Raw genomic sequence first — 21975 nt, 5'->3', positions numbered from 1 at the left:
CAGGTGAGTTGTTTGTTACTTGACTGAACTCCTCAATACGTGAAACAGCCCTGCAATTACGGTGCAGTGGTAATAAAGCGTTTTATTATCTAAGAAAGGCTCTTGGACTTTCATTAAAACCGTCAACGCATTCTAGGATGGGACATTTTTATTAATTTCTATGATGTTCTACGTCGAGATTAGCATGATCTGTCAGCTAATCTTGATGAAATTTAGGAGAGGAATTGAATATTAATGGTGAACAACAACTGCTTTGAGATCTTAATAGCTGCTTTTATTATGACTTTACTTGGCTTGGCGAATTATTTTATTAAAAATTGTAAACTCAATTTTTACCAGAGAACTTTGCCATAACCATATCATCGATGCCAGAGTGAAATAAATGTCTGACGAGCTCATTGCCGTATTCAAGAAGCCAATAACTATTAGTAAGGTGATGATTATTTTCGTTAGAGTTCTGAACCGGCGAAAAATCACTCGCGATTCAGTAACAACTGGCATAGCCGACTGGTTTGTTTTTTCATCAAAAGTTAGAACATTCATGGTCAACCCTCCGATATTAATTTTAAACTGAGATAATATTAATCGCCGTTCAATTGCCGATCTTCATATCAGTCTTCATATAAGCATATAACATGATTTCTGCGTTAGCAAGTTTTCAATGAAAATAATTTAATCAAATAAGGGGAATTTTCTGGTCTGGAATTATGACAATATTTTTATGGATCGAATCAATGATACTACTGAAGTCATTGATTAATACAACATACTAATAATGCTGAGTATGATAAGTGGTGTGATATAGTCATCTACACCTTTAGTATTCATAGATTATACTTATAGTTTATGTATTTTCTGTCTATAAATATTGAGCGATAATCATTTAATGGTCTCCGATTTTCTCTTAATTCAGCAAGCACTTCAGATGTGTGTAATGGTATAGCTAATTTTGCCATTTAATTTTTTACGTTACTATAGTAATGTCTGTTGAGGGAGGCTGAGTTGAATATTCTACCAACAAGCTCTATAACTATTTCACGTCAGCAAAGTATATGGACTCCTCCAACCTAGCTTATAGGTTGGAGGAGTCCATACATTGTCGCAATACTGATCATAAACCTAAATTAATAATTGTGAGCCTGAAATTCCCTCTTTGTGACATTTTTTGATCTAACCAATTGTCTTATTAAATCTGAATGTACATTAACCTATGGGCCTAAAAATGTAAGCTTCTACATAGATTGAGGCAATAGTAGATAGATATAATTGTCACATATCATTCAGATATTAATAGTTTTTGATACAGTTATTTAGAGTGAATAAACGCCTATGGCCGTTAAGCACACCTGGTCTTATTGGATCGCCTTAGCTACGACTCTATTCTGGACTAGCACTAGCTAAACCTAGCCCGATAAACATTAGGTGAGATAATAAATCGTCTTTCAAAAGCCCTGCGAAAAACATCAATATTACGATACCCACAGCACTGTGAAATTTTTTCAAGTCGCCAATCTTTCTCAGTTAATAATTGTCTCGCGTAATCTAACCGTAGTATTTCAACATATTTAGCAGGAGACTCTGCCATTTGTTTTTTGAATTTCCGACAAAAGTTTCGCGGACTCATTCCTGTTTTGTCTGCAAGCACTTCTATTGACAGATCTTCGGTTAAATTTTGTAATATCCAGCCGGTTAAATCTGAAAATTCTTTACTGCAATTTTGCTGGCGTTGTAACGGAACTGAGTACTGAGCTTGATTACCTGAACGACGGTAGTGTATTACAAGAAATCGAGCAACATTTACAGCTATAGTTGCGCCACAATCGTCTTCAACTAGTTTGAGCGCAAGGTCTATACCTGAGCTTATTCCCGCTGAGGTAGCTATATTGCCATGATCAATAAACAACGCATCTTTAACAACCTTAATATTGGGGAATTTCTCTTGAAAATCATCAAGGTAATGCCAATGAGTTGTCGCTTTTTTATTATCAAGCGCATTGGTTGAGGCCAGTAAATAAGCCCCCGTACAAATACTAACTACTCTGCGGCAATTTGCCTGCATAGACAATAACCAATCTTGGTGTGAAGATTGCAATTCACAATTTCTTGCACCTCCACCACCAGGAATAATTAATGTATCTAAATGATCAATCTCATTTATCGACAAATCAGCCACAATACGTACCCCTGACTCTGAGGTATATTGCTTTTGCTCCAGACCCACCATACATATTTGGTAGTTAATACCACCTTGCTCCGTGGCGATAGAAAAAACTTCAAGTGGGCCGACAACATCCAGAGCATTAAAGCCATCAAATATTAAGCATCCTATTTTTTTTATGACTTTGCTGTGAGTACCGATACTGCGATTCATTTTATTTGAGCCAAAGCTATATTTTTTGTTGCACTTGTATTTGTAAGAGTATTAATAAGCTTGTTTGCTTTACCCTCTTCGTCTGCCAACACTTTCAATTTTAATTGCCACAAGTTATCGTTGATAGTTTTTTCCCACAACACAGTATCTTTTGCACTAGATGCTTTCGATACCCAGTCAGTATTAGCTAGCATTGCCTTGCTATAAACATTAAGTAATTTATCAATATTTTCTGATGTTTCTACTGCATAACTTCGGTACCAATTGTTTTTATCACCAAAGGCAATAGCATTTGAAAACTTAGCATCTGCCGGCCATTGATAATCATTAGTTGGCAAATGTTTGTCTGCCATAGCAGCACGAATAAACACATCACTTTGCTTCCAATCGTATTCAATAAACATTGCAATGGTCTTAGCCGATTCTATGCCATTAACTTTACTAACCAAATATAATGAAGCATCGATCCCTGAGGAAAGGCCTGCCGAAGTAATAATTTTACCATTATCAACAAAGCGTTGATCATCCAATACATTAATTTCAGGGAAGTTATTGGCTAAATTATCGAGGTCGCGATGAAATGTAGTGGCATTGAGACCATTGAGTAAACCGGTTTCAGCTATAATATTCGAACCGGTACAAACTGAAAGTACATGATCCACTTTCCCGTATTGTTCTTTCAACCAGTTTTGTACCTGTTTATTTTTCCGGACAATGGAAACATCACCACCGGGAACCAAAATTGCGTCCATCTCAGGTAGGCTACTGAAACTATGATCCGGGCTCACTTTTAACCCCATTGCGGTCGTTATTGGTTTACCTGTGACTGATACGGTATGAATTTCAAATCTTGCATGACCAAACACTTCGTAAGGTGCAGCAAAATCGATTATCTGCACTTCATCAAATATTAATATTCCAACTTTAAAGGGTTCTTTCTTTTCAAATGCCCAAGTACTAAAGCTGGTCAGTGTAACGATAAATAAACAAAGTGAGATTAATAAATTACGCATAATATGTTCCTTTTAGTTAGTATGAATAAATCATAACAGCTAACATGTTTTGGCTAAATGACACATATCCGACTATTCTTGCCAATTTTTCTTGTAACCTTGTATTCTAGGCAAGCCTTTGCTTTTAAGGTTTTTAAATTATGCTTTTATTGTAATAACTTAATCAAATTAACTAGAGTTACTGTCCTGGATAATAACTACTTTTTGCTGCCTTTTTCACATCTTCCAGGTAATAATGCACAGGGCGTAATTTACCTTGTGAGTACAGTTCAGCTTGATCATTAAAATGTGGCGATAGTGGATCGCCGCTTTGTCCCCCTGCTGTGATAGCTTTTGCGGTTACCTTGTCACCAAACTCTACAACCGCAACGAAGCTATTGCCGCGCGTACCATAGATTTTTTTAGTGTTGTTGAACGTACGCTGGCCATAAGCGGCTAATGAGCCCCAACGAGATGAAGCAAAACCAACCGGATAACTCGGTTGTGAGTCATCAAACGGTTGTACGATATCACCAGTTAAGCGCTGAAAACGATTTATCTCCCCCCAAGGCGTATCCCATTGACCAAAATCCGTAGTTAATTTATTAACTGCAACTTTTAAGCTTAGTATGCCTATATTATTGGCAACTTCGAGCATGTACTGATCAAAGGTGATATTTCTCATTTTGTAGCTTGCTAGGCCCGCGTCATCTTGCAATGCTTGTTCGCGTAATTCTCGGCCCCAAAATATTGCCAGTGATGTTGCTTTACTATCAATACTCGATTTTCTATTCCAACCTTTTAGCATCTCAATTTGCTTACTTAATTCAGCTTTGCCGGCATCATCTAATAAATCATATTGGGTAAACAAAATCGGCAATAGAGCGTCAAACGCTGCAAGATGGGGATCATAAGCCGCGGTAATTAAGCTATCGATGGTAAAGTCTTTTTTATCTTTCAGGATGTTTACCGCATTAACACCACGATAGTTTTCAGGAAATGTGGCCATATATGCGGGGTAATCATCTTGTTTCGGGCTTGTGTCACCGATAACCGAATAAGGCCAATTATTGGTATTTTGTAGCCACCCCGTGGCTGGATTTAATATACCAACCGTCTCTTCAATGCTGTGTAACCCTTGCCATTCTGTGGCTGGGTCACTACCATCTACTGGCTTACTCCAATTAAATTTAGTGTCGCGTTTAGGAATGAAATTCCCATGAAAATAGGCGATATTGCCGCTATTGTCGGCGTAAACGGTATTGTTTGATGAGTTGGTATGAAAGCGCATAGTGTCTTTGTAGCTGTCATAATCAGTAGTTTTAGTTCGTAAATAAGATTGCTGTAATGCCTTTACGGGCTCATTCATTAACTTAATGCTAAGCCACTTATTATCTGTGCCTGCAACGATCGGCCCATGATGTGTAAAGTAGGCAGTAACCTGCTTGGTTTTCATTCCCGTATCAGTTTTGTAAGGTAGGTTTATTACTTGCGATGTAAGCTTTTTCAATTCATCGCCGTAGCGGTAATAAACGCCATCATTTTTTTGAACGATGTCTTCTTCATACCAGTCAATGGCATCGGCACCACTTGAAGTGTGCATCCAGCCAGTGTTGCTATTAAAGCCTTGGTAGATGAAGAATTGTCCCCACGTGACTGCGCCGTAGGCATTTAAACCTTGCTCACTTACCATGTGCATTTCTGCACGAAAGTAAAAAGAAGTGTGTGGGTTAATTAATAATAGGGCATTGCCTGTTTTACTGTTGCCAGGCGCAATGGCAAAACCATTTGAACCTGTTGGCTCGGCATGTGGGAAAGGTTTACTCATGGCTAAAGTTGCAGACTTGTTGCCTTGATAAAAGTCTTTTAAATCAGCTAAATTAACTCGTTCAATGTCACCGCCAATAGAGCCTTCAGTGAATGATAAAGCCATCCAAGGTTCAAAATGGCTGATAACTTTTGGCGTCACTTCTGGGTGCTTGTATAAGTAGTAATTTAAACCATCAGCAAAGGCAACCATCAGTTTTTTCATTGGTTCAGGGCTGGCATCAAAATGCTGTTTCAATACCTCTGGATTGATGAATAATTTCATCCGTAAGTCACGATAAAGAGCAGATTTACCTTCTGCTTCAGCCAGGCGCCCCATAGCATTTAAGTAATTTATTTCGATTCTGTTGAAATCATCTTCTGCTTGGGCATATACCATCCCAAATACTGCGTCTGCATCGGTTTTACCATATACGTGAGGAATGCCCCATTCATCACGCATGATGGTAATAGCTTTGGCTTGGCTTTCCCAACGTTCAACATTTGTTTTGGCTGTGTTTGTGCCATCAGGAGAACAGGACGTTATTAAAAAACTAAAAAATAGGAGGGTTAATGTAGTGGTTATTGTTGGCTTAAACTGGCTAAATATGAACATTCGTATTTTCGATCGTTGTTAATCTCGAATTAAAGACTAGCGAGTAAGTATTGAGAATACAAGTTGTTACTCTCACAATAATATTAAACTGACAGTAATCAAAAGCAGAAGTTCTCTTTTAGCTTATGGAACTAAAGTGCCATTGATGTATGTGGCACGGCTAGCCATTATTAATGAAAAAGTTTAATTGGATTTTTCATGCGGCTAGTCGTAAAGCTTTGTTTGCTATTGTCATTATTCTCTACCTCTTTAATGGCCAAGCAGTTATCAGAACACTTCAATAATTTAACCCGCTTTGGCAGCAACCCAGGCGAGTTAACAGCGAGCTATTTTGCCAGTGCCAAGGTAAGTAATAATTTAGTGGTGCTCTTGCATGGCTGCTCACAAAACGGCAAGCAACTGGCAATTGAAAGCGGCTTTTTAGGCTTGGCCAAGCAACAGCAATTTCATCTCCTTATCCCTCAGCAAAGTAAAAAAAATAATCTTCAAACCTGCTTCAATTGGTTTTCACCGCAAGATCAGCAGTTTGAGCAAGGGGAATCTCTATCGTTAAAACAAATGATAGAAACCCTGAAAAAAACCACCCAGGCTAAAAATGTTTACATAGTAGGGTTATCAGCCGGGGGAGCGATGGCGAGTGCTATGTTAATAAATTACCCTGATTTATTTAACGCTGGCGCTGTTATTTCCGGCATTGCCTACCCTTGTGCAGACAATTTAACCAAAGCCATTTCTTGTATGCGAAACGGTCCTTCGCAAACTATTGAAGAGCTAGTACAACAAGCGAAAGCTCTTAAACCAGAGCAAAAATATTGGCCGCGTCTTTCTGTTTGGACAGGTGAGCAAGACAAGATTGTTGCGCCAATAAACGCGGCAAGTATCGCTCAGCAGTGGGTGCATTTGCATGGCATTTCAACAAAATCACAACCAATTCAGCATTCAGGTTACCAGCAAAGCCAATGGCGAAGTGATAACGGGATTGTAGCGGTTGAACTATTTCAAATTGCAGAAATGGGGCATGGTTTGGCCATTAATGACACAGTTGAAAATGGCGGAGTCGAGGCTCCTTTTCTGTTAAAAACACCGTTATCTGCAGCAAATGAAATCATCAACTTTTGGTTTGTAAACTAGTTTTAAATAGCAATATAGAATTTAAAAATGTTAAATAAACGTTAAAATTCAAAGGTGTAGGGCGTATACTACTATAGTACAAATTGTTTTATGTAAAAAGTGCGATAGAGTCTAAACCATAGAAAGCTATTAACAAATTATTAACTTTAAGCGGTATTAACTTTTACAATAATAAAATACAAAATGGGAATAACTATGGAACACGGCAAACATAAACTTAGCTATATGGCATTGGTAATTGCAACTGCATTATCAAGTAATGTCGCTTTTGCACAAGACAATACACAAGGCCTGGATACTTCAGATTCAGGTCTTGAACATATTGAAGTTACTGCTCGTAAAACAGCTGAGAATTTACAAGAAGTGCCGGTTGCCATTACCTCCATAGGCGCTGAACAGTTAGCTCAAAATGGCGTCAGTGTATTAACTGAGCTACAACAGTTTTCACCAAATACTACCTTGCAAAAAAGCCGAGGTACAAATTCAACATTAACCGCATTTATTCGTGGAGTGGGTCAACAAGATCCATTATGGGGTTATGAACCAGGTGTTGGTATTTATATTGATGACGTATATATGGCGCGCCCACAAGGTGCGGTATTAGATATTATCGATGTTGAACGCGTTGAAGTGTTACGTGGTCCACAAGGTACACTTTACGGTAAAAATACAATTGGCGGCGCGGTAAAATACGTTACCCGAAAAATGACTGGCGATGCTGAGTTTAAAGTACAAGCAACGGTGGGAGATTATTCTCGCCAAGATTTTAAAGTTTCTGGGCAAATCCCATTAATTGATGACAAATTATACTTAGGTTTTGCCGGTGCTAGCCTGCAACGTGATGGTTATGGTGAATACATAACTTCTGATTTAGATGGCCAAGACAGAGAAAATTATAATAAAGACGTATTTGCTGGTCGCTTAACGTTAGAGTATACGCCTACAGACGATTTATTTTTTCGGTTGAACTACGATAAAACTGACGATGATTCAAATTCAAAAGGTGGCTATCGCTTACTACCAAGTTTATTAACTGACGCACCAGTACCTGATAGCGTATATGACTCATACACAAGTTTGCCAACCTGGAATAAAGTAGAAACTGAAGGGGTCAGCCTTACCGTCTCTTATGACATCAATGATACTTGGTCAGTAAAATCAGTAACCGCTTCACGCGAAAGTTACTCACCGACTAATATCGATTTTGACAACACCAGTCTGCGCATTTTTGATGTACCCGCCATTTATGATGATGAGCAATTCTCACAAGAATTTCAGTTAAATTATAACTCAGATAAACTGCAACTGGTTTCTGGTTTGTATTATTTCGATGGTGAATCGTGTGGTCATTACGATGCTATTTTAGAAGTTTTAGGTAACGCTTTAACTCTACCAGGATTTACCGCTGAAAAAAGTGGTTGTAATAACAGTGAATCTTATGCTGTGTATGCGCAAGGGTCGTATGATTTTACTGATAAATTATCAATGACCTTAGGTGCACGTTATACCACAGAAGAAAAAGAAGCTACGGTAAACACTGCTGCCTTTTTTGAAACCGTGTACCCAAAATCTGGTTGGGTGCCAGGTTATGTGCGTGATGATGCAGCACTAGCTGGAAGTATTAATACAGTGTTAGACGATTCTGAAGAATGGTCACGTTTTACCCCTAGAGTTGGGGTTGAATATCAATACAGCAATGACATGATGTTATTTGCCAGTTATTCGCAAGGCTTTAAATCTGGCACTTTTAATCCTCGTGCAACCACAGCTGAGCCTGCAGCAGATCCTGAAATTGTTGATTCATTTGAACTGGGCATGAAAAGTGAATGGAATAATACCCTGCGAGTAAATGCCACTGTGTTTATGTTAGAGCATAAAGATCGTCAATATATTAGTGTCTTTCCTAACGAAGATCTTACAGTAGTAGATCAGCGCTTAGGCAACATAGGTGATTCAGAAGCAACCGGCGCTGAACTTGAAATACAGTATGCAGCAACAGAATCATTAAGTTTTGATTTGTCAGTCGGAGTTATCGATACTGAATTTAACGAAGTTCTAACTTGGAATGGTACTGGTTATGACGATATTTCGGATGACTTTACGGTATCCAACACGCCTGAAACTACCGCCAATTTTGCCGTAAACTATGACCTTGAAACCGACCTAGGCAGTTTTGTTTTTAACGGTAACTATTATTATCGTGGCGAATATGACTTAACTGAAACGGGTAATTTATTGACTCAAGATGGTTATGGTTTAGTTAATTTAGGCATTAACTGGTATAGCAATGATGGCAACTGGGAAGCTGGTTTGCATATGAAAAACGTGACTGATGAAGAGTACTTGGTGGGTACATATGCCTTTGTAACACCACAAGATGACGGTAGTTACTTGCCTGGTACTGGTGGTGACAATACCCTCATTGGTTATTATGGTGACCCGCAAACTGTCGCATTCACCGTGGGCTACCAGTTCTAGAAAGTATATTATTTAGTAGTGACTACTTAGTAATAATAAAGTGCTGGCAAATGTTGGCACTTTTTTTCATAATCAAATAAGTATATTTTAGTAAGGGGTACATATGATAGGGGCACAGGTTGCGATAGCCGATGATCATCCATTGTTTCGAGCCGCATTAAAACAAGCAATTATTGACTGCATCCCCAATGCCGGTATGTTGGAAGCGGAATGCTTCAGCGAATTACTTAAATTAATTGAACAAACTCCAACGCTTGAAATAATATTTTTAGACTTACATATGCCTGGCAATGACGGTTTTACCGGCCTAACTCAGCTGGTGAATCATTATCCTGATTTGATTATTGTTATGGTTTCTTCAGACTGTAATGGTGACAATATGCAAAAAGCAATTAACTTTGGCGCGTCAGCATTTATCCCTAAATCGGCAGACTTAACCACAATTGCGACCGCAATAGACAGTGTGTTAGAGGGCAATGTTTGGTTACCTGAAAATAATCAAGAAGGTGTCGATCAACAAGCTGCATTGAACCATCAAAAACTGGCGAAGCAATTAGCAAGTTTAACACCACAGCAGTATAACGTTTTGGCACAAATTGCCGATGGCCAACTTAATAAACAAATCGCTTACGATCTAAAAATACAAGAAACCACAGTAAAGAAACATGTGTCGGCAATTTTAGAAAAGTTACAGGTAAACAACCGAACTTTAGCAGGGCTAGCCTACCAAGAACTAATGCATACTGCCGCAGAGAATGAAGCACTCGTAGAAAGTTAATACACTTAATTGGGTTAGTCAGCATTTGATTTTACAAATTTGATAATAGAAGTTTATTAAAACTGACAATTCGTTGACTGTCATGACTGAAATAAGGATGTTCACTTTTGCCACTAAGCGGAACGCTTGGTTTGGCCTATTGGTATTCAGGCACCGCATAAATGACGACTCAGAGGCTTCGGAAGCAAACAGATCGATTTCTTCTGTGCAGACCTTTGAAGCATTGAAATTCGGGCTTTTCTATTTATTCGATTTCGATGGTAAAACAAGGTGTGTTTGAGGACGGGATGCCAGGCTTGAACAGTCCTTTCAGTGCCACAATTAGAAGTAGAGAAAAAGCACCGTCATCCCCAATGAGCTGAGCGAGATGAGGGACCTCCTTTAATTATATCTAAGATAACCTCATTACCGATATTATCCCTTATCTCAAGCTCGTGAAGGAAATGTTTATTTTCACAAAAATTATTACTAATCGTCATCACTGCTAGTCACAATATCAAATACATACTTTAATATTTCCTCGCCCACCTTGGAATTTATTACCCCGTTGACTCCAGGCTCACGCACAATATATAGAGCAGGCGTCGTATTAACCTCATTTATGAACGTTTTCCCCCTTTCGTAAGGGCACCTAATATCTTCAATGATAAAGTCAACTCCTGAAAGTTTTGTTTTCATTAAGTTGGCAGCTCTCACTGCCATTTTTAAATAATCACTGTGACATTGCTCAGTGACCTCCAATACCTCTCCACCTTGACTTGCATTTGACATTTTTCGTAAACAGACCTTTTTCCCTTTTTCTGGGATTGATTTCAGAGTCAAACATTGATCGTTCAAACACATTACCAAGTCAGCATCAACAGTAATCGTGCAAAACATTTTCGAATCCGCCGTTGGGTCAAAAAAAGCTTTGTTCTTGAGAGAAATCAATGAGCCAATATTATTTACTCCATCTCCAGCAACGTAGGCGGGAAGACGCTTAACCACCGTCAGAACCCGGCCATTAAGAACTGTAAATCGGTAATCTTCACCTTTTTCAAAATCCTCTACCATCACTGATATCGAAAAACACAAAGCTTTCGCGAAGGAATGTGCAAAAGCAGAAGGAGAAGACACCCCAACAGTAATACCCTTTCCACCAGATGTCCCACTACAAGGTTTCACAACCACAGGCTTATTTCGGGAGAGAAAAAATTCCAGCGCCCTATCATAATCATCCTGAGAAAATGCCTTAAAAACTGGAACCGGGATCTCGTTTTCTGCGAGTATTGTTGATGTCAGGAGTTTATTGCCACACATCTTATAAGCCATTAAATTTTCAAAACTAAAGTCTGCACTTTTTGAATAGTGAACAGAATTATCATATTTAAGCTGAAAGTAACCGTGAGGCATCTTCCTTATTGAAACACCAATTTTTCCAGCTGCATCATTAATGACTTTGTTATTCATAGCAGTAGCATTTCTATCATTGGTTGGTTTTTTAAAAATTCGTTTAGAGAAAAAATTAACTACTTTTTTGTAGAAAATGATTAACTTATAAAAAACAACAAGCAATTTTATTTTAAGTCGCATCACAATAACCCTAAGGCAATATTCATATAAAAAATGAAGATGATCTCCCGATGTGATCACCATAAAGATTTAATAAAGGCCAAACTTTTCGAAATACTTCATTTGTTAATAAAAAGTGTCTTTTGTCGCCATCCGATCACCAATAATAAAGATAGTATTAAACACGACAATCTAGCAATCATAATAAACCTCCTTTTTAAATCATTACCAAAATAAACGTAGATCTCAGAGTCATCTCTGTCAAGATTTTGGACAAATGGCTAATTTTATCCATAATCAAATATCAAGGCCAAATAAAGGATTAATTATGACAAGCACCATTCGTAAATCCTGAAGGGCAGGACCCAGCCTCAAGACAGTTTGCTTTTAGATTTAAATCGAATAAGTAGAAAAGCCCGAATTTCAATGTTTCAAAGGTCAGCACAGAAGAAATCGATTTGTTTGCTTCCGAAGGCTCTGAGTCGGCATTTATGCGGTGCCTGAATACCTGTAGGCCAAACCAAACGTTCCGCTTAGTGGCACAACATGACCTAACCTATTGTACGATTAGGTTAAGCTTAATATTCTATAGTGTTAGGTCAAATATGAGCTACTACAACTTAATTTATAATCTATTGAGCAAGTTAGTTTTGTATTAATTGTTTTATTAAACGCTTTAAAGCCAACTCTTTTACCGGTTTTCTTAAGAAATAAAATTGCGCATCGCTGGTATGTTGTCTTACTTGTTCGGACGGATCTGCTGAACATATCACACAGGGAGTTTGCCATTGCCGTTGTTTGAATAGCGATGAAATCAAGTCGACACCATTTTCATTATCATCTAAATGATAATCACCAATAACTAACTTGGGTACAACAGTATTCGCTGCTAACTGCGCTAGCATAGACGTTTCATCTCTTGCCGTAATTACACGACAGCCCCAATCGCTAAGCAATGATGACATGGCTGAAAGGGTTAAATTATCGTTATCAATTAATAAAATCGGCGTGTTGTTAAAGCTTTTCCTTTGTGAATCTAATGATTGGATATTACTTTCAGGTGCCGGAGCATCAATTGGCTCAACTCTTGGCAACTCAATAATAAAGCCTGTGCCTTTTCCAACTATTGATTTAACTGTAATGGTTACCCCCAACATTACCGCCATGCGATTTGAAATAGCTAAGCCTAAGCCCAGCCCTGGAATGTCACGGTTTTGCTCTAAGCGCTCAAACTCTTTAAAAATGGTTTGTTGTTTATCTTTTGCGATACCAGGCCCATTGTCCCAGACTTCAACGCTTAAATGATTTGGTCGGTGTCGCACGCCGAGTAAAATTCTGCTTTTTATTCCTGCTCTTTGCACACAATAGTGCACTGCATTTGATAAAAAATTTTGCAGAATACGTCTTAACAGACGCTTATCGCTGTCTACATAACCGCTGCAAGGCTGGTAGTGAAAGCTAATATCCGCTTGCTCTGCTAATACGGTAAACTCATTTTTTAATGGCGTTAACAATTCATCAATAGCAAAATTGCTTCTAATTAGCTTTTGCGGGCTACTATCAAGTCTTGAAATTTCAACTAAATCAGACAATAGTGTTTCAACAACATTTAGCGAATCACCAATTTGATTGGCTAATAATGCTAATTCATCGCCTTGCACCTTTTTCTTTAACATTGAAGTAAATAACGTAAGGGCATTAAATGGCTGCATTAAATCATGGCTCGCTGCGGCTAAGAAACGAGTTTTACTGCTGTTGGCAGCCTCTGCTTCAGCTTTAGCGGTTAGTAATTCAGCGGTTCTATTTTCGACCCTTTTCTCCAGCGTTTGATTCGCTTGTTGTAACGCTTTTTCCGCTTCAATATGGGCGGTGATATCAGAAAATGTACTAACAAAGCCACCGCCTGGCATCGCCTGACCTCTGATTTCAAGTACGATGCCACTTGGCATAACTCGTTGGAAATGATGATAGCTGCCACTGCGCATATGTTGTAATCGTTTATTAATCAAATGCTCTGCTGCATCGCCAGCAATGACGCCACTGTCAATGTTAACTCTAAGCAGTTGTTCAATAGGCATGCCCGCTTTAACAACATTTTTCGGGTAATCCAGTAATTCAATATAGCGCTGATTCCAAGCGACCAAACGCATATCGGCATCAACTACGCTGATGCCTTGTTCGATGTTTTCAACGCCAGATTGTAACAATTCACGGTTAAATTCAAACATTTGACTCGCTTCATCAACAATACTCACCACATCTTCCAGGGGCATTTTTTGTTGACTGGAGGCGGCCTTCATCACCATGCTTGTTGATGCCGATCCTAATACTCCAGATAACTGTAAACGGGTATATTCAACCAGTTTTTCGTCGCTTAAATCAGCATTTATTCTGTAATATTGGACGAAATTTTGTGCCGCACTCTTATCGATAAAGCGCTGTAATAGATTATAAAGATCATCTTTAGACAGATGTCGTTCAAATTGGCTTTGGCTTTTATTGACAAACAATTCAGCTTGTAGCTTTTCACCTACACTGCGATGCGTGAATAGTGAAATACAGATATAACTGATCAGGTTTAGCAGTAGGCTATAAAATACCCCATGACTAATATTATCGAGAAATGAAAGGCCAAATAGGGCTGTAGGCTTTAACCAGCTTAATGCTAATGGCCCAACGCTAACCCAGCTTGCTTGTGGGAAAACGGTTGGCAACAATAGAGTGTAAAGCCAAACAGAGCTGCCTATTATTAAACTAATGAATGCCGCTTTGGTGGTGGCTTTTCGCCAATAAAGGGCGCCAATAATAGCTGGCGCAAATTGCGCCAATAGCACAAAAGACAGTAAACCGATTGCAGCCAAATGATTTTGATGATGAATGTAGCGTTCAAAAGCGAATGCTAATAGTAAAATCGTCGCAATAGCGAATCGTCTTTGATTTAATAACAGCCCTGATAGTTGCGGTGCTTGTTTTGAATTAAATAGTCGAAAGCGCAATATCATCGGATTTAATACTTCAGTCGAGATCATCGTACTTAATACAATTGTGGCAACAATCACCATACTCGTTGCTGCGGCTAAGCCGCCTACATAAACTAATACACCCAACCAAGCTTGTTGATAAAATAATGGGATAGTAAGCACATAAGTATCAGCATCAACACTCCCACCGGGAAATGTTAGTTGTCCTGCTAATGCAATTGGCAGCACGAACACGTTAATTAAAATCAGGTATAAACAAAATAACCATCGACCAGATTTTAATTGTTGTTGGTTATGGTTTTCGATCATCATTAAATGAAATTGTTGCGGCAAAATAAAAATAGTAATTGCCCCAAGTACTGCATGAGAAACGCCTAGATATATTGAGCTACCCGTAGAACTATCAGTATCTCCTTGTATTAACGCGTGTTGGCTGAATAAATCTGTAAAACCATTAAATATGAAAAACGTCGCAAAAATCCCGACAGCGGTTAACGCAAAAAGTTTCACGATTGAACTGAACGCAATAGCGAGCACCAATCCTTGGTTTTGTTTGCTGGCAGCAAGTTGGCGAGTTCCAAATAGTATACTGAACACAATTAAAACTAAAGATACAGTAAATGTTGTGCCTATACCTGTTTGATAAGTTCCAGTCAGTAAATCAAAGCTGGTACTTATCGCCCGTAATTGCAGGGCGATATAAGGGATGGTACCGACTAAGGCTATGGTGGCTACCGTGGCGGCAATTTTTGGCGAGCGGTCATATCGACAAGCAATAAAATCGGCTATTGAAGTAAGATTTTGCTGTTTAACTATTTGTAATATTCGCATTAACGTGGGCCAGGCGAAAATTAAACAAAGAATTGAACCGATGTAAATTGGTGCCAACCAGGCACCTGTAGTAGCAGCTTGGCCAACGGTGCCATAAAACGCCCAGGTAGTACAACTTACCCCTAAAGATAAACTATACACCCAAGGGTTACTGAACCATCTCTTATTAGTTTTATGTTGCCCCCAATAGGCAACAATAAACAGCAGCGCCAAATAACCAATAGAAATGAAGGTGATTAACCATGCATCTAAAGACAGCCAAACTAACAAAGATAAATCCCCAAGATAAGCAATGTGGCATCGATTTTTACTCGATGATAGTAATTCCTATACACGTCGCTATTCAAGCGCTTCTTTGACAGGTATATAAGCAGAATAACACGCTAGAGTTTAACCGATAGTGCACTAAGGTAGTACTTATTTATAAGACACCTTAAGGTAATCTGAATAGTAATTATTCTTTATTTTGAAATTAGCATATATGCAGATCAGTAACAAATATATTGTCGAAGCCATTGTTTTCTTTAGCTATGTTCTTTTTGCTATGGCATGGGTTGGTGGTACTGCGAGCATGAATCAAATCATGGCGGCAATGCAGATTGATAGCCTGGCATCGGCAAGTTTTATTAGTGGTTCTGTCACTTTGGCAAAAATTGTGGGTACCTTTACCGCGGCTTGGCTGGCGATTAAAATGGGCATCAAAAAGGCTTTTTTCATTGCTTGTGCATTAATAACCTTTGGTTTATTTACCCCTTTTGCGACAAATTATGAAGTGCTATTGCTAAGTCGGTTTTTGATGGGCTTAGGCGGTGCGTTCATGATTGTTTATTTTAACCCTATCGTGATGCATTGGTTTGATGCCGAACAGCGGCCAACGGTTAATGGGATTAATGCGGTCGCATTTAATGTAGGTACGGCAATAATTTTGTGGTCAATGAGTGATTTCAATGAACTCACCGGAAATTGGCAAACCAGTTTGCTGATATTTTCTTTAGCCAGTTTAGTGCTTGCTGTGGCTTGGTTACTGGTTAAATTTGATACAACAGATTCACAAGCTACAAATGGCAAGAATCGAGAGAAAGAAAGCGAGGAATCTACCAGTTACAGTTACCTTGACGGCTTTAAAGACAAATTCAACTGGGCTTATGCGTTTACTTATTCGGGTTTACTGGCGTTTTATATTTGTTTATTTACCTTTTACCCAAAAGCCGGCATCAGCGAGAGCAAATGGGTGATAGGTTTTGGTATTATTGGTACCATTGCCGGCATTCTCTACAGTAAAAAATTCCCCAAACGTATTCCGGTGATCCGATTCTCGGGCTTGATGATGGTGATAACCATTATAGGGTTGTCGTTTAGCGCAAACGCTTTAGTGCAATCAATTTCAGCCATTGTGCTTGGCTTTTTTATCTTCTTTCCGGTTACCGCACTGGTTACCATTCCACACGAATTGCCGCGGATGAATCAACAAAAAATTACCGTGATCTTCAGTCTGTTTTGGTCTAGCAGTTATCTTGTCGCAACGATAGTATTATGGGTGTTTGGCAAACTGGTAGATGCCAACAATGGCGATTATACTGGCTCATTGATAATGATCACGGCATTAAGTTCAACGTTTTTCTTTGGCAGTTTTTTTCTGCCCGAACCTAAAGAAATCAAGGAATAAATTATGCGCGGTTCAGTGTCGCCAAAGTTAGAAGCGTTTTTAGTACAAGTGAATGCGGCAATCAGTGAGGCAAAAAGTAATAACGTTACTTTTACGCCAGAACAAACGCGCATAAATTTAAATAATTTGTCGGCGTTTATGCCGCAAGGCCCCAAAATTGCCAAAGTTATTAATAGGCATTTAAAAGCGCACAACCGAGAAATTCCGGTAACTATTTACAATCCAGCACCAGAAAAACAATTACCGGTGTTGATTCATTATCACGGCGGTGGCCATATGTGCGGTAGCGTTGAATTGTACGACCCTGTCAGTCGTAACCTTGCTAGTATTTGTCAATGCATTGTAATTTGTGTCGAATATCGTTTAGCACCTGAACATCCTTATCCTGCCGGCATAGATGATTGCCAGCAAGTACTAATGCGTTATAAAGAGCTGCTTACTGACATGGCATATTGTGAGCAAGTTTATATTGCCGGTGATAGTGCTGGCGGGGCAATTTGCACCACACTGACTCAGCGCAGTATAACAAATAGCGATTTGAAAATTGATAAACAAATATTAATTTACCCCAGTGTCGACTACTCGATGAGTAGTGCTTCTATGGATAAAAATGGTCAGGGTTTCTTGCTTGAACAAGAAAAAATAAAATGGTATTTCGAACAGTATTTTCAAAATAATACGATTAATGATGAATTTATAAAGTCGGTTTCTCCTTTAAATGGGGCCTTCGCTAAGACTATGCCAAAAACCTTATTGTTTACCTGTGGTTGTGATCCATTAAGAGATGAAGGGGTAGCCTATGGCCAAGCGCTTAGAAACGCAGGTGTTGAGGTTGAAAGCATACATTTTGAGGGAATGATTCACGCCTATATGTTGTTGTATTCTCTGGTAGAGGAAGAATGCCAACAAACTTACCATTCGATAGCGAATTTTTTATCCAAAACAGCATAGCACATAAGGATAACGTAGATTCGCAGTTAGCTTATTAACTGTTTTTCATTCCTGCCTAGCCTATTCTGGATTCCTCTCTATACTTTATTATTGATATATATTAGTGGCTTATGACCCTTGGCAATTTTGTTAGTTAAGCCTGATTAAATAAGGAGAGTACATGATCAAAATACTCTGTTTAATGATTATGCAAACTTTAGCACTTGCATGGTCTGCTAATGCTTTGGCAAATGAGCAGCACCAAATCAGCTATGGCAATGTAAAATCGGTTCTCATCACCACCGCCGATTCTGATATTTTACAAAACACAATAATCGGCGGCGCGTTAGGGATGGCAATTGGCAACAATACTCAGGCGACTTTAGATGGTGCCGCGGTAGGGTTTGCAATCACTTCAATTATAGAAGGCGATCGACGGGTGTTTTTATACACCATAGACGTAAATGATGTACAAAAGAAAATAGCTATGGAAGAGGGGGGGATTGGCGAAGGTCGCTGCGTCGCCATCGAAACTGATGACAATCACACCAACATTAGGGCGGTATCCTCTACCTTCTGTTTACAATCAGGCCATAAAGCACTTTCTTCTGAGGAAGTGGTCGAGCAACAGCAATCACAAGCCCAACAATGCAAAGAAGCTAGACAAACGGTACTAGCAGCCACAACTGATGCTGAAATCGATCATGCCATGGTGAAAGTACGCGCCCTTTGTGAATAAATTTTTAGAATTTTTTTAGCACAATATTAACACATGAAAATATAGAGAATATTATGAAACTCTTTTTTAAAACTATTGGCTTTTTACTGTTATCTTTCTCTTTAATTGCTTGTTCAGGAACGGTCAGCTCTGTTGATAGCAAAGGAGAGGGAGCTGGACATGTTTACGTTATTTCTGAAGTTATTGCTAAACGACTGATGATGGCGGCGATGAAATCGGAATTTAACCCAGAAGATATCAAAGATTTACCGGCACCTAAGATAGGTTACCATTCAAAAGTACAGTGGGGAGTCGATCAAGATACTATTGAACTAACCGCATTACTGGCACAAGGCAAAGACAGTGCCGGCGAAAATGTACAAGGCTATGTTTTTTCAGCAGAACATTCTGGTACGGCACCTGCGGCAGGGAGTCCGACCATAGATAGATTATTGGCTCATATTGTTAAAGATGCAGAAACTCTAGGTAGTATCGCCAAATTCACAAAACTAATAGAGTAAATGTTACTGGGCTGTCCATGCACCATCAATAGGTATTGCCGAGCCTGTTATTGTACGGGCAGTGTTGCTGCATAAAAACAGCACTAATTCGCCTACCTGCAAAGGGTCGGTCATTTCAGGTAATGCTTGTTTGGCAGTGATTAATTTATATTTTGCCTGTTTTACGGTTAATTTATCATTGCCAGCCATAGCATTTATTTGATTGTTAATCAGTGGTGTATCAACCCAACCAGGGCAAATAGCATTAACCGTAATACCATGTTCTGCGCATTCGAGTGCAGCGACTTTGGTTAGACCGACAATGCCGTGCTTTGCTGCGCAGTATGCTGATTTATTGGCAGAGGCAACTAAGCCATGAACGGAAGCAATATTAACGATTCGGCCCCAACCTTGTTCTCGCATTTTAGGAATTGACTTTTGCATGGTATGAAATGCGGCGCTTAGGTTAATCGCGATAATATCATTCCATTTACTGGCAGGAAAAGTGTCAATACTCTCGGTGTGTTGTATCCCGGCATTATTGACCAAAATATCGATTGCACCCATCTGCTCAATAGCATTATCCATAAAGGCAATTAACGCGGTTTCGTCTTTTAAATCGGTATTGTCGAACAGAGTTTCAATGCCGTAATTTTGTTGAAACTGCTGCGCTAATTTATTGCCCTCGGCGTCACTGGCAAGACCATGTAATACTAAGTTGATCCCCTGTTCAGCAAGAACATGTGCGGTAGCTAATCCTATACCACTGGTTGAGCCTGTTATTAGCGAAACCTTACCTTTTAGTGTCATCAATTTTTGCCTTGTTTGAAATTCTCAACTTCAACTCTAACTAAAAAACAACAATAAATATTTAGCACCTTAGTACCAGCTAGCTTCCTTAAAACGCGTTTATTCAAACGTAGCGTTAACAAATTTTTAACTTATTTTTAAATTTATATGGCGGAAATTTTTTTCACAATCGTTTTAATTACTGTACGACAAAATAACGTACAAACGGGAATCAAAATTTACTGAGCTTAATTTACCAAACATGATGATATTTGAGAAAAATAATAAAACAAGCAAGGTAGCAGCTGTAACAGGTATTACAAATAAGGTAATGAAAATGATCGATAGGAACATGAACGCTATGAATATTAAAACAATATCATCTGGCTTATTTGCCATGACGCTATTTTTAACAGGTTGTGGGGGGGATGGCTCCAAAGCGGAAGTAGAATCGAATGAAGAAGAATATTCACATCAAACTCCAGCGACTAAAAAAGGTTCAGCTTTTAGCAATAAAGATTTAGTTTGGTCAAATCAAACTGCAGATCTTAAGCCACATTGGAACTATGACTGGAGCTTAACCAAAAGTGCTTCTTTTCAACCTGATGGCATAGAGTTCGTTGCAATGCAATGGGGGAAATGGGCATTAAGTGACGAGGCATTAGCTGCCCTTGCCCAAGCTTACGCAGATGGTGATATTAAATACATACTAGGCTTTAATGAACCTGATGGTGAAGACCAGGCAAATCTAAGTGTTGAAGAATCTTTACCTATATGGGACCAATTAGTCACTGTTGGCGCTCCTATGGTTAGCCCTGCAACAGTTGATCCTTTAAATGATTGGATGCAAGAGTTCATGACCGCGCGCGGTAATGAAGTTAGTTATGTTGCTATGCATTGGTATGGCGGCACTGATGTTGGTGCCTTTTTAGCGAAGGTTGATGAAGTATATAACGCTTATGGTAAGCCGGTTTGGATCACCGAATTTGCTGTTGCTGATTGGACTGCAACTACGGAAGAAGAGAACCAGTACAGTGATCAAGAAGTGATTGATTTCATGAAAGCGGTTTTACCAGCACTAGATGAAAATGAACATGTTTTCCGCTATAGCTGGTTTAGTGTTAACGCAGCGGCTGATAATTTTCACAATTTAGCCTCATCGGCTTTATTTGATGCCCGTGATATGGAAACAGGTGCAACTACCATTACGGCTTTAGGTGAAGTTTATGCAGTACATACTCCGAATGGTTATGCTGGCGGCGGTAAAACCCCTCCTCTTGTAGATTTAGTACCAGGCAACCTTATTATTAATGGCCATTTTGAAGACGCAACTCTAGCGCCATGGGAAGGTTACAACCGTTCAGGTCAGATAGAAACCGCAGAGATACAAGCAACCGATGGTGTTAAATTTGGCCGAATTAACCAAAATCAAGATGGCTCTTTACTTCAGTTCTTTAACTTAGAAGCAGATAAAACCTACAAACTGACTTATAACGCGAGATGGCACACCGGTACAGCACCAATGAAAGCGGTTGTTAAGAAAGGTGGCACTAAAATTTTCGCTGAAGATATCAACTTTGTCGACGGTGATTGGGCTGCAACTGAGCATAACTTTGCTGCATCAGCAGGTGCCGGCGAGTATAAAGTAGTTTTTTGGCATGCTGGTGGTACACCGCCATTCTTTTATCTAGATGAAGTTGTTCTCTTAGAAGTTGAATAACCATTATCAGTTAATTGACCAGTTAATTGACCAGTTAATTTGAGTTCATTCTCTTTAACCAAGAGTAATGGCAATTAAAGTTTAAGATTAAATTTATGTAATTACAGGCGTGTAACA

At 39.1% G+C, this 21975-nt stretch carries 15 protein-coding genes; 8 read left to right on the top strand and 7 right to left on the bottom strand.

The window, feature by feature from the left end; all coding sequences use genetic code 11:
- Window positions 1-285 precede the first annotated feature (285 nt).
- The 4 genes from RI844_RS12890 to RI844_RS12875 all read right to left on the bottom strand — a co-directional run bounded on the left by RI844_RS12890 (window position 286) and on the right by RI844_RS12875 (window position 5785).
- Entirely contained in the window at window positions 286-543 is a 258-nt protein-coding gene (locus RI844_RS12890) for a hypothetical protein (protein WP_348395078.1), read from the bottom strand.
- A gap of 850 nt (window positions 544-1393) precedes the next feature.
- A complete protein-coding gene (locus RI844_RS12885; RefSeq protein ID WP_348395077.1) occupies window positions 1394-2371 on the bottom strand; it encodes a GlxA family transcriptional regulator in 978 nt (325 codons plus the stop codon).
- Window positions 2368-3384, bottom strand: a complete 1017-nt coding sequence (locus tag RI844_RS12880) for a DJ-1/PfpI family protein (RefSeq protein ID WP_348395076.1) — start codon at window positions 3382-3384, stop codon at window positions 2368-2370. The genes RI844_RS12885 and RI844_RS12880 overlap by 4 nt, the downstream gene beginning before the upstream one ends.
- 178 nt (window positions 3385-3562) lie before the next feature.
- A complete protein-coding gene (locus RI844_RS12875; protein WP_348395075.1) occupies window positions 3563-5785 on the bottom strand; it encodes a penicillin acylase family protein in 2223 nt (740 codons plus the stop codon).
- A gap of 198 nt (window positions 5786-5983) precedes the next feature.
- Here RI844_RS12875 and RI844_RS12870 point away from each other — a divergent pair, with 198 nt between their 5' ends.
- The 3 genes from RI844_RS12870 (at window position 5984) to RI844_RS12860 (ending at window position 10172) form a co-directional block, all read left to right on the top strand.
- Window positions 5984-6916, top strand: a complete 933-nt coding sequence (locus tag RI844_RS12870) for an extracellular catalytic domain type 1 short-chain-length polyhydroxyalkanoate depolymerase (protein WP_348395074.1) — start codon at window positions 5984-5986, stop codon at window positions 6914-6916.
- Between the two features lie 195 nt (window positions 6917-7111).
- Window positions 7112-9394, top strand: a complete 2283-nt coding sequence (locus RI844_RS12865; protein ID WP_348395073.1) for a TonB-dependent receptor — start codon at window positions 7112-7114, stop codon at window positions 9392-9394.
- Between the two features lie 103 nt (window positions 9395-9497).
- Window positions 9498-10172, top strand: coding sequence for a response regulator transcription factor (locus RI844_RS12860; RefSeq protein WP_348395072.1), 675 nt, complete (start codon window positions 9498-9500; stop codon window positions 10170-10172).
- Window positions 10173-10640: 468 nt separating this feature from the next.
- Here RI844_RS12860 and RI844_RS12855 read toward each other — a convergent pair whose 3' ends face one another.
- Window positions 10641-11747 (bottom strand): hypothetical protein, encoded by a 1107-nt coding sequence (locus RI844_RS12855; protein WP_348395071.1) that lies wholly within the window; start codon window positions 11745-11747, stop codon window positions 10641-10643.
- Window positions 11748-12367: 620 nt separating this feature from the next.
- Window positions 12368-15805 (bottom strand): hybrid sensor histidine kinase/response regulator, encoded by a 3438-nt coding sequence (locus RI844_RS12850; RefSeq protein WP_348395070.1) that lies wholly within the window; start codon window positions 15803-15805, stop codon window positions 12368-12370.
- Between the two features lie 211 nt (window positions 15806-16016).
- Here RI844_RS12850 and RI844_RS12845 point away from each other — a divergent pair, with 211 nt between their 5' ends.
- From RI844_RS12845 to RI844_RS12830, 4 genes are all read left to right on the top strand, one after another.
- Window positions 16017-17201 (top strand): MFS transporter, encoded by a 1185-nt coding sequence (locus RI844_RS12845; protein WP_348395069.1) that lies wholly within the window; start codon window positions 16017-16019, stop codon window positions 17199-17201.
- 3 nt (window positions 17202-17204) lie between these two features.
- Entirely contained in the window at window positions 17205-18152 is a 948-nt protein-coding gene (locus RI844_RS12840) for an alpha/beta hydrolase (protein ID WP_348395068.1), read from the top strand.
- A gap of 160 nt (window positions 18153-18312) precedes the next feature.
- A complete protein-coding gene (locus RI844_RS12835; protein WP_348395067.1) occupies window positions 18313-18870 on the top strand; it encodes a hypothetical protein in 558 nt (185 codons plus the stop codon).
- A gap of 53 nt (window positions 18871-18923) precedes the next feature.
- Window positions 18924-19370: a hypothetical protein gene (locus tag RI844_RS12830; protein WP_348395066.1), complete on the top strand. Its 447-nt coding sequence runs from the start codon at window positions 18924-18926 to the stop codon at window positions 19368-19370.
- Between the two features lie 3 nt (window positions 19371-19373).
- Here RI844_RS12830 and RI844_RS12825 read toward each other — a convergent pair whose 3' ends face one another.
- Window positions 19374-20159, bottom strand: coding sequence for a 3-hydroxybutyrate dehydrogenase (locus RI844_RS12825; RefSeq protein ID WP_348398352.1), 786 nt, complete (start codon window positions 20157-20159; stop codon window positions 19374-19376).
- A gap of 340 nt (window positions 20160-20499) precedes the next feature.
- Between RI844_RS12825 and RI844_RS12820 the strand changes: the two genes are divergently transcribed.
- A complete protein-coding gene (locus RI844_RS12820; RefSeq protein ID WP_348395065.1) occupies window positions 20500-21858 on the top strand; it encodes a glycosyl hydrolase in 1359 nt (452 codons plus the stop codon).
- The last annotated feature ends 117 nt before the right edge of the window (window positions 21859-21975 follow it).

The organism is Thalassotalea fonticola (assembly GCF_032911225.1).
GTDB classification, from domain to species: domain Bacteria; phylum Pseudomonadota; class Gammaproteobacteria; order Enterobacterales; family Alteromonadaceae; genus Thalassotalea_A; species Thalassotalea_A fonticola.
The sequence above is the reverse complement of the archived record's forward strand: the minus strand, read 5'-3'. Positions and strand labels throughout refer to the sequence as shown.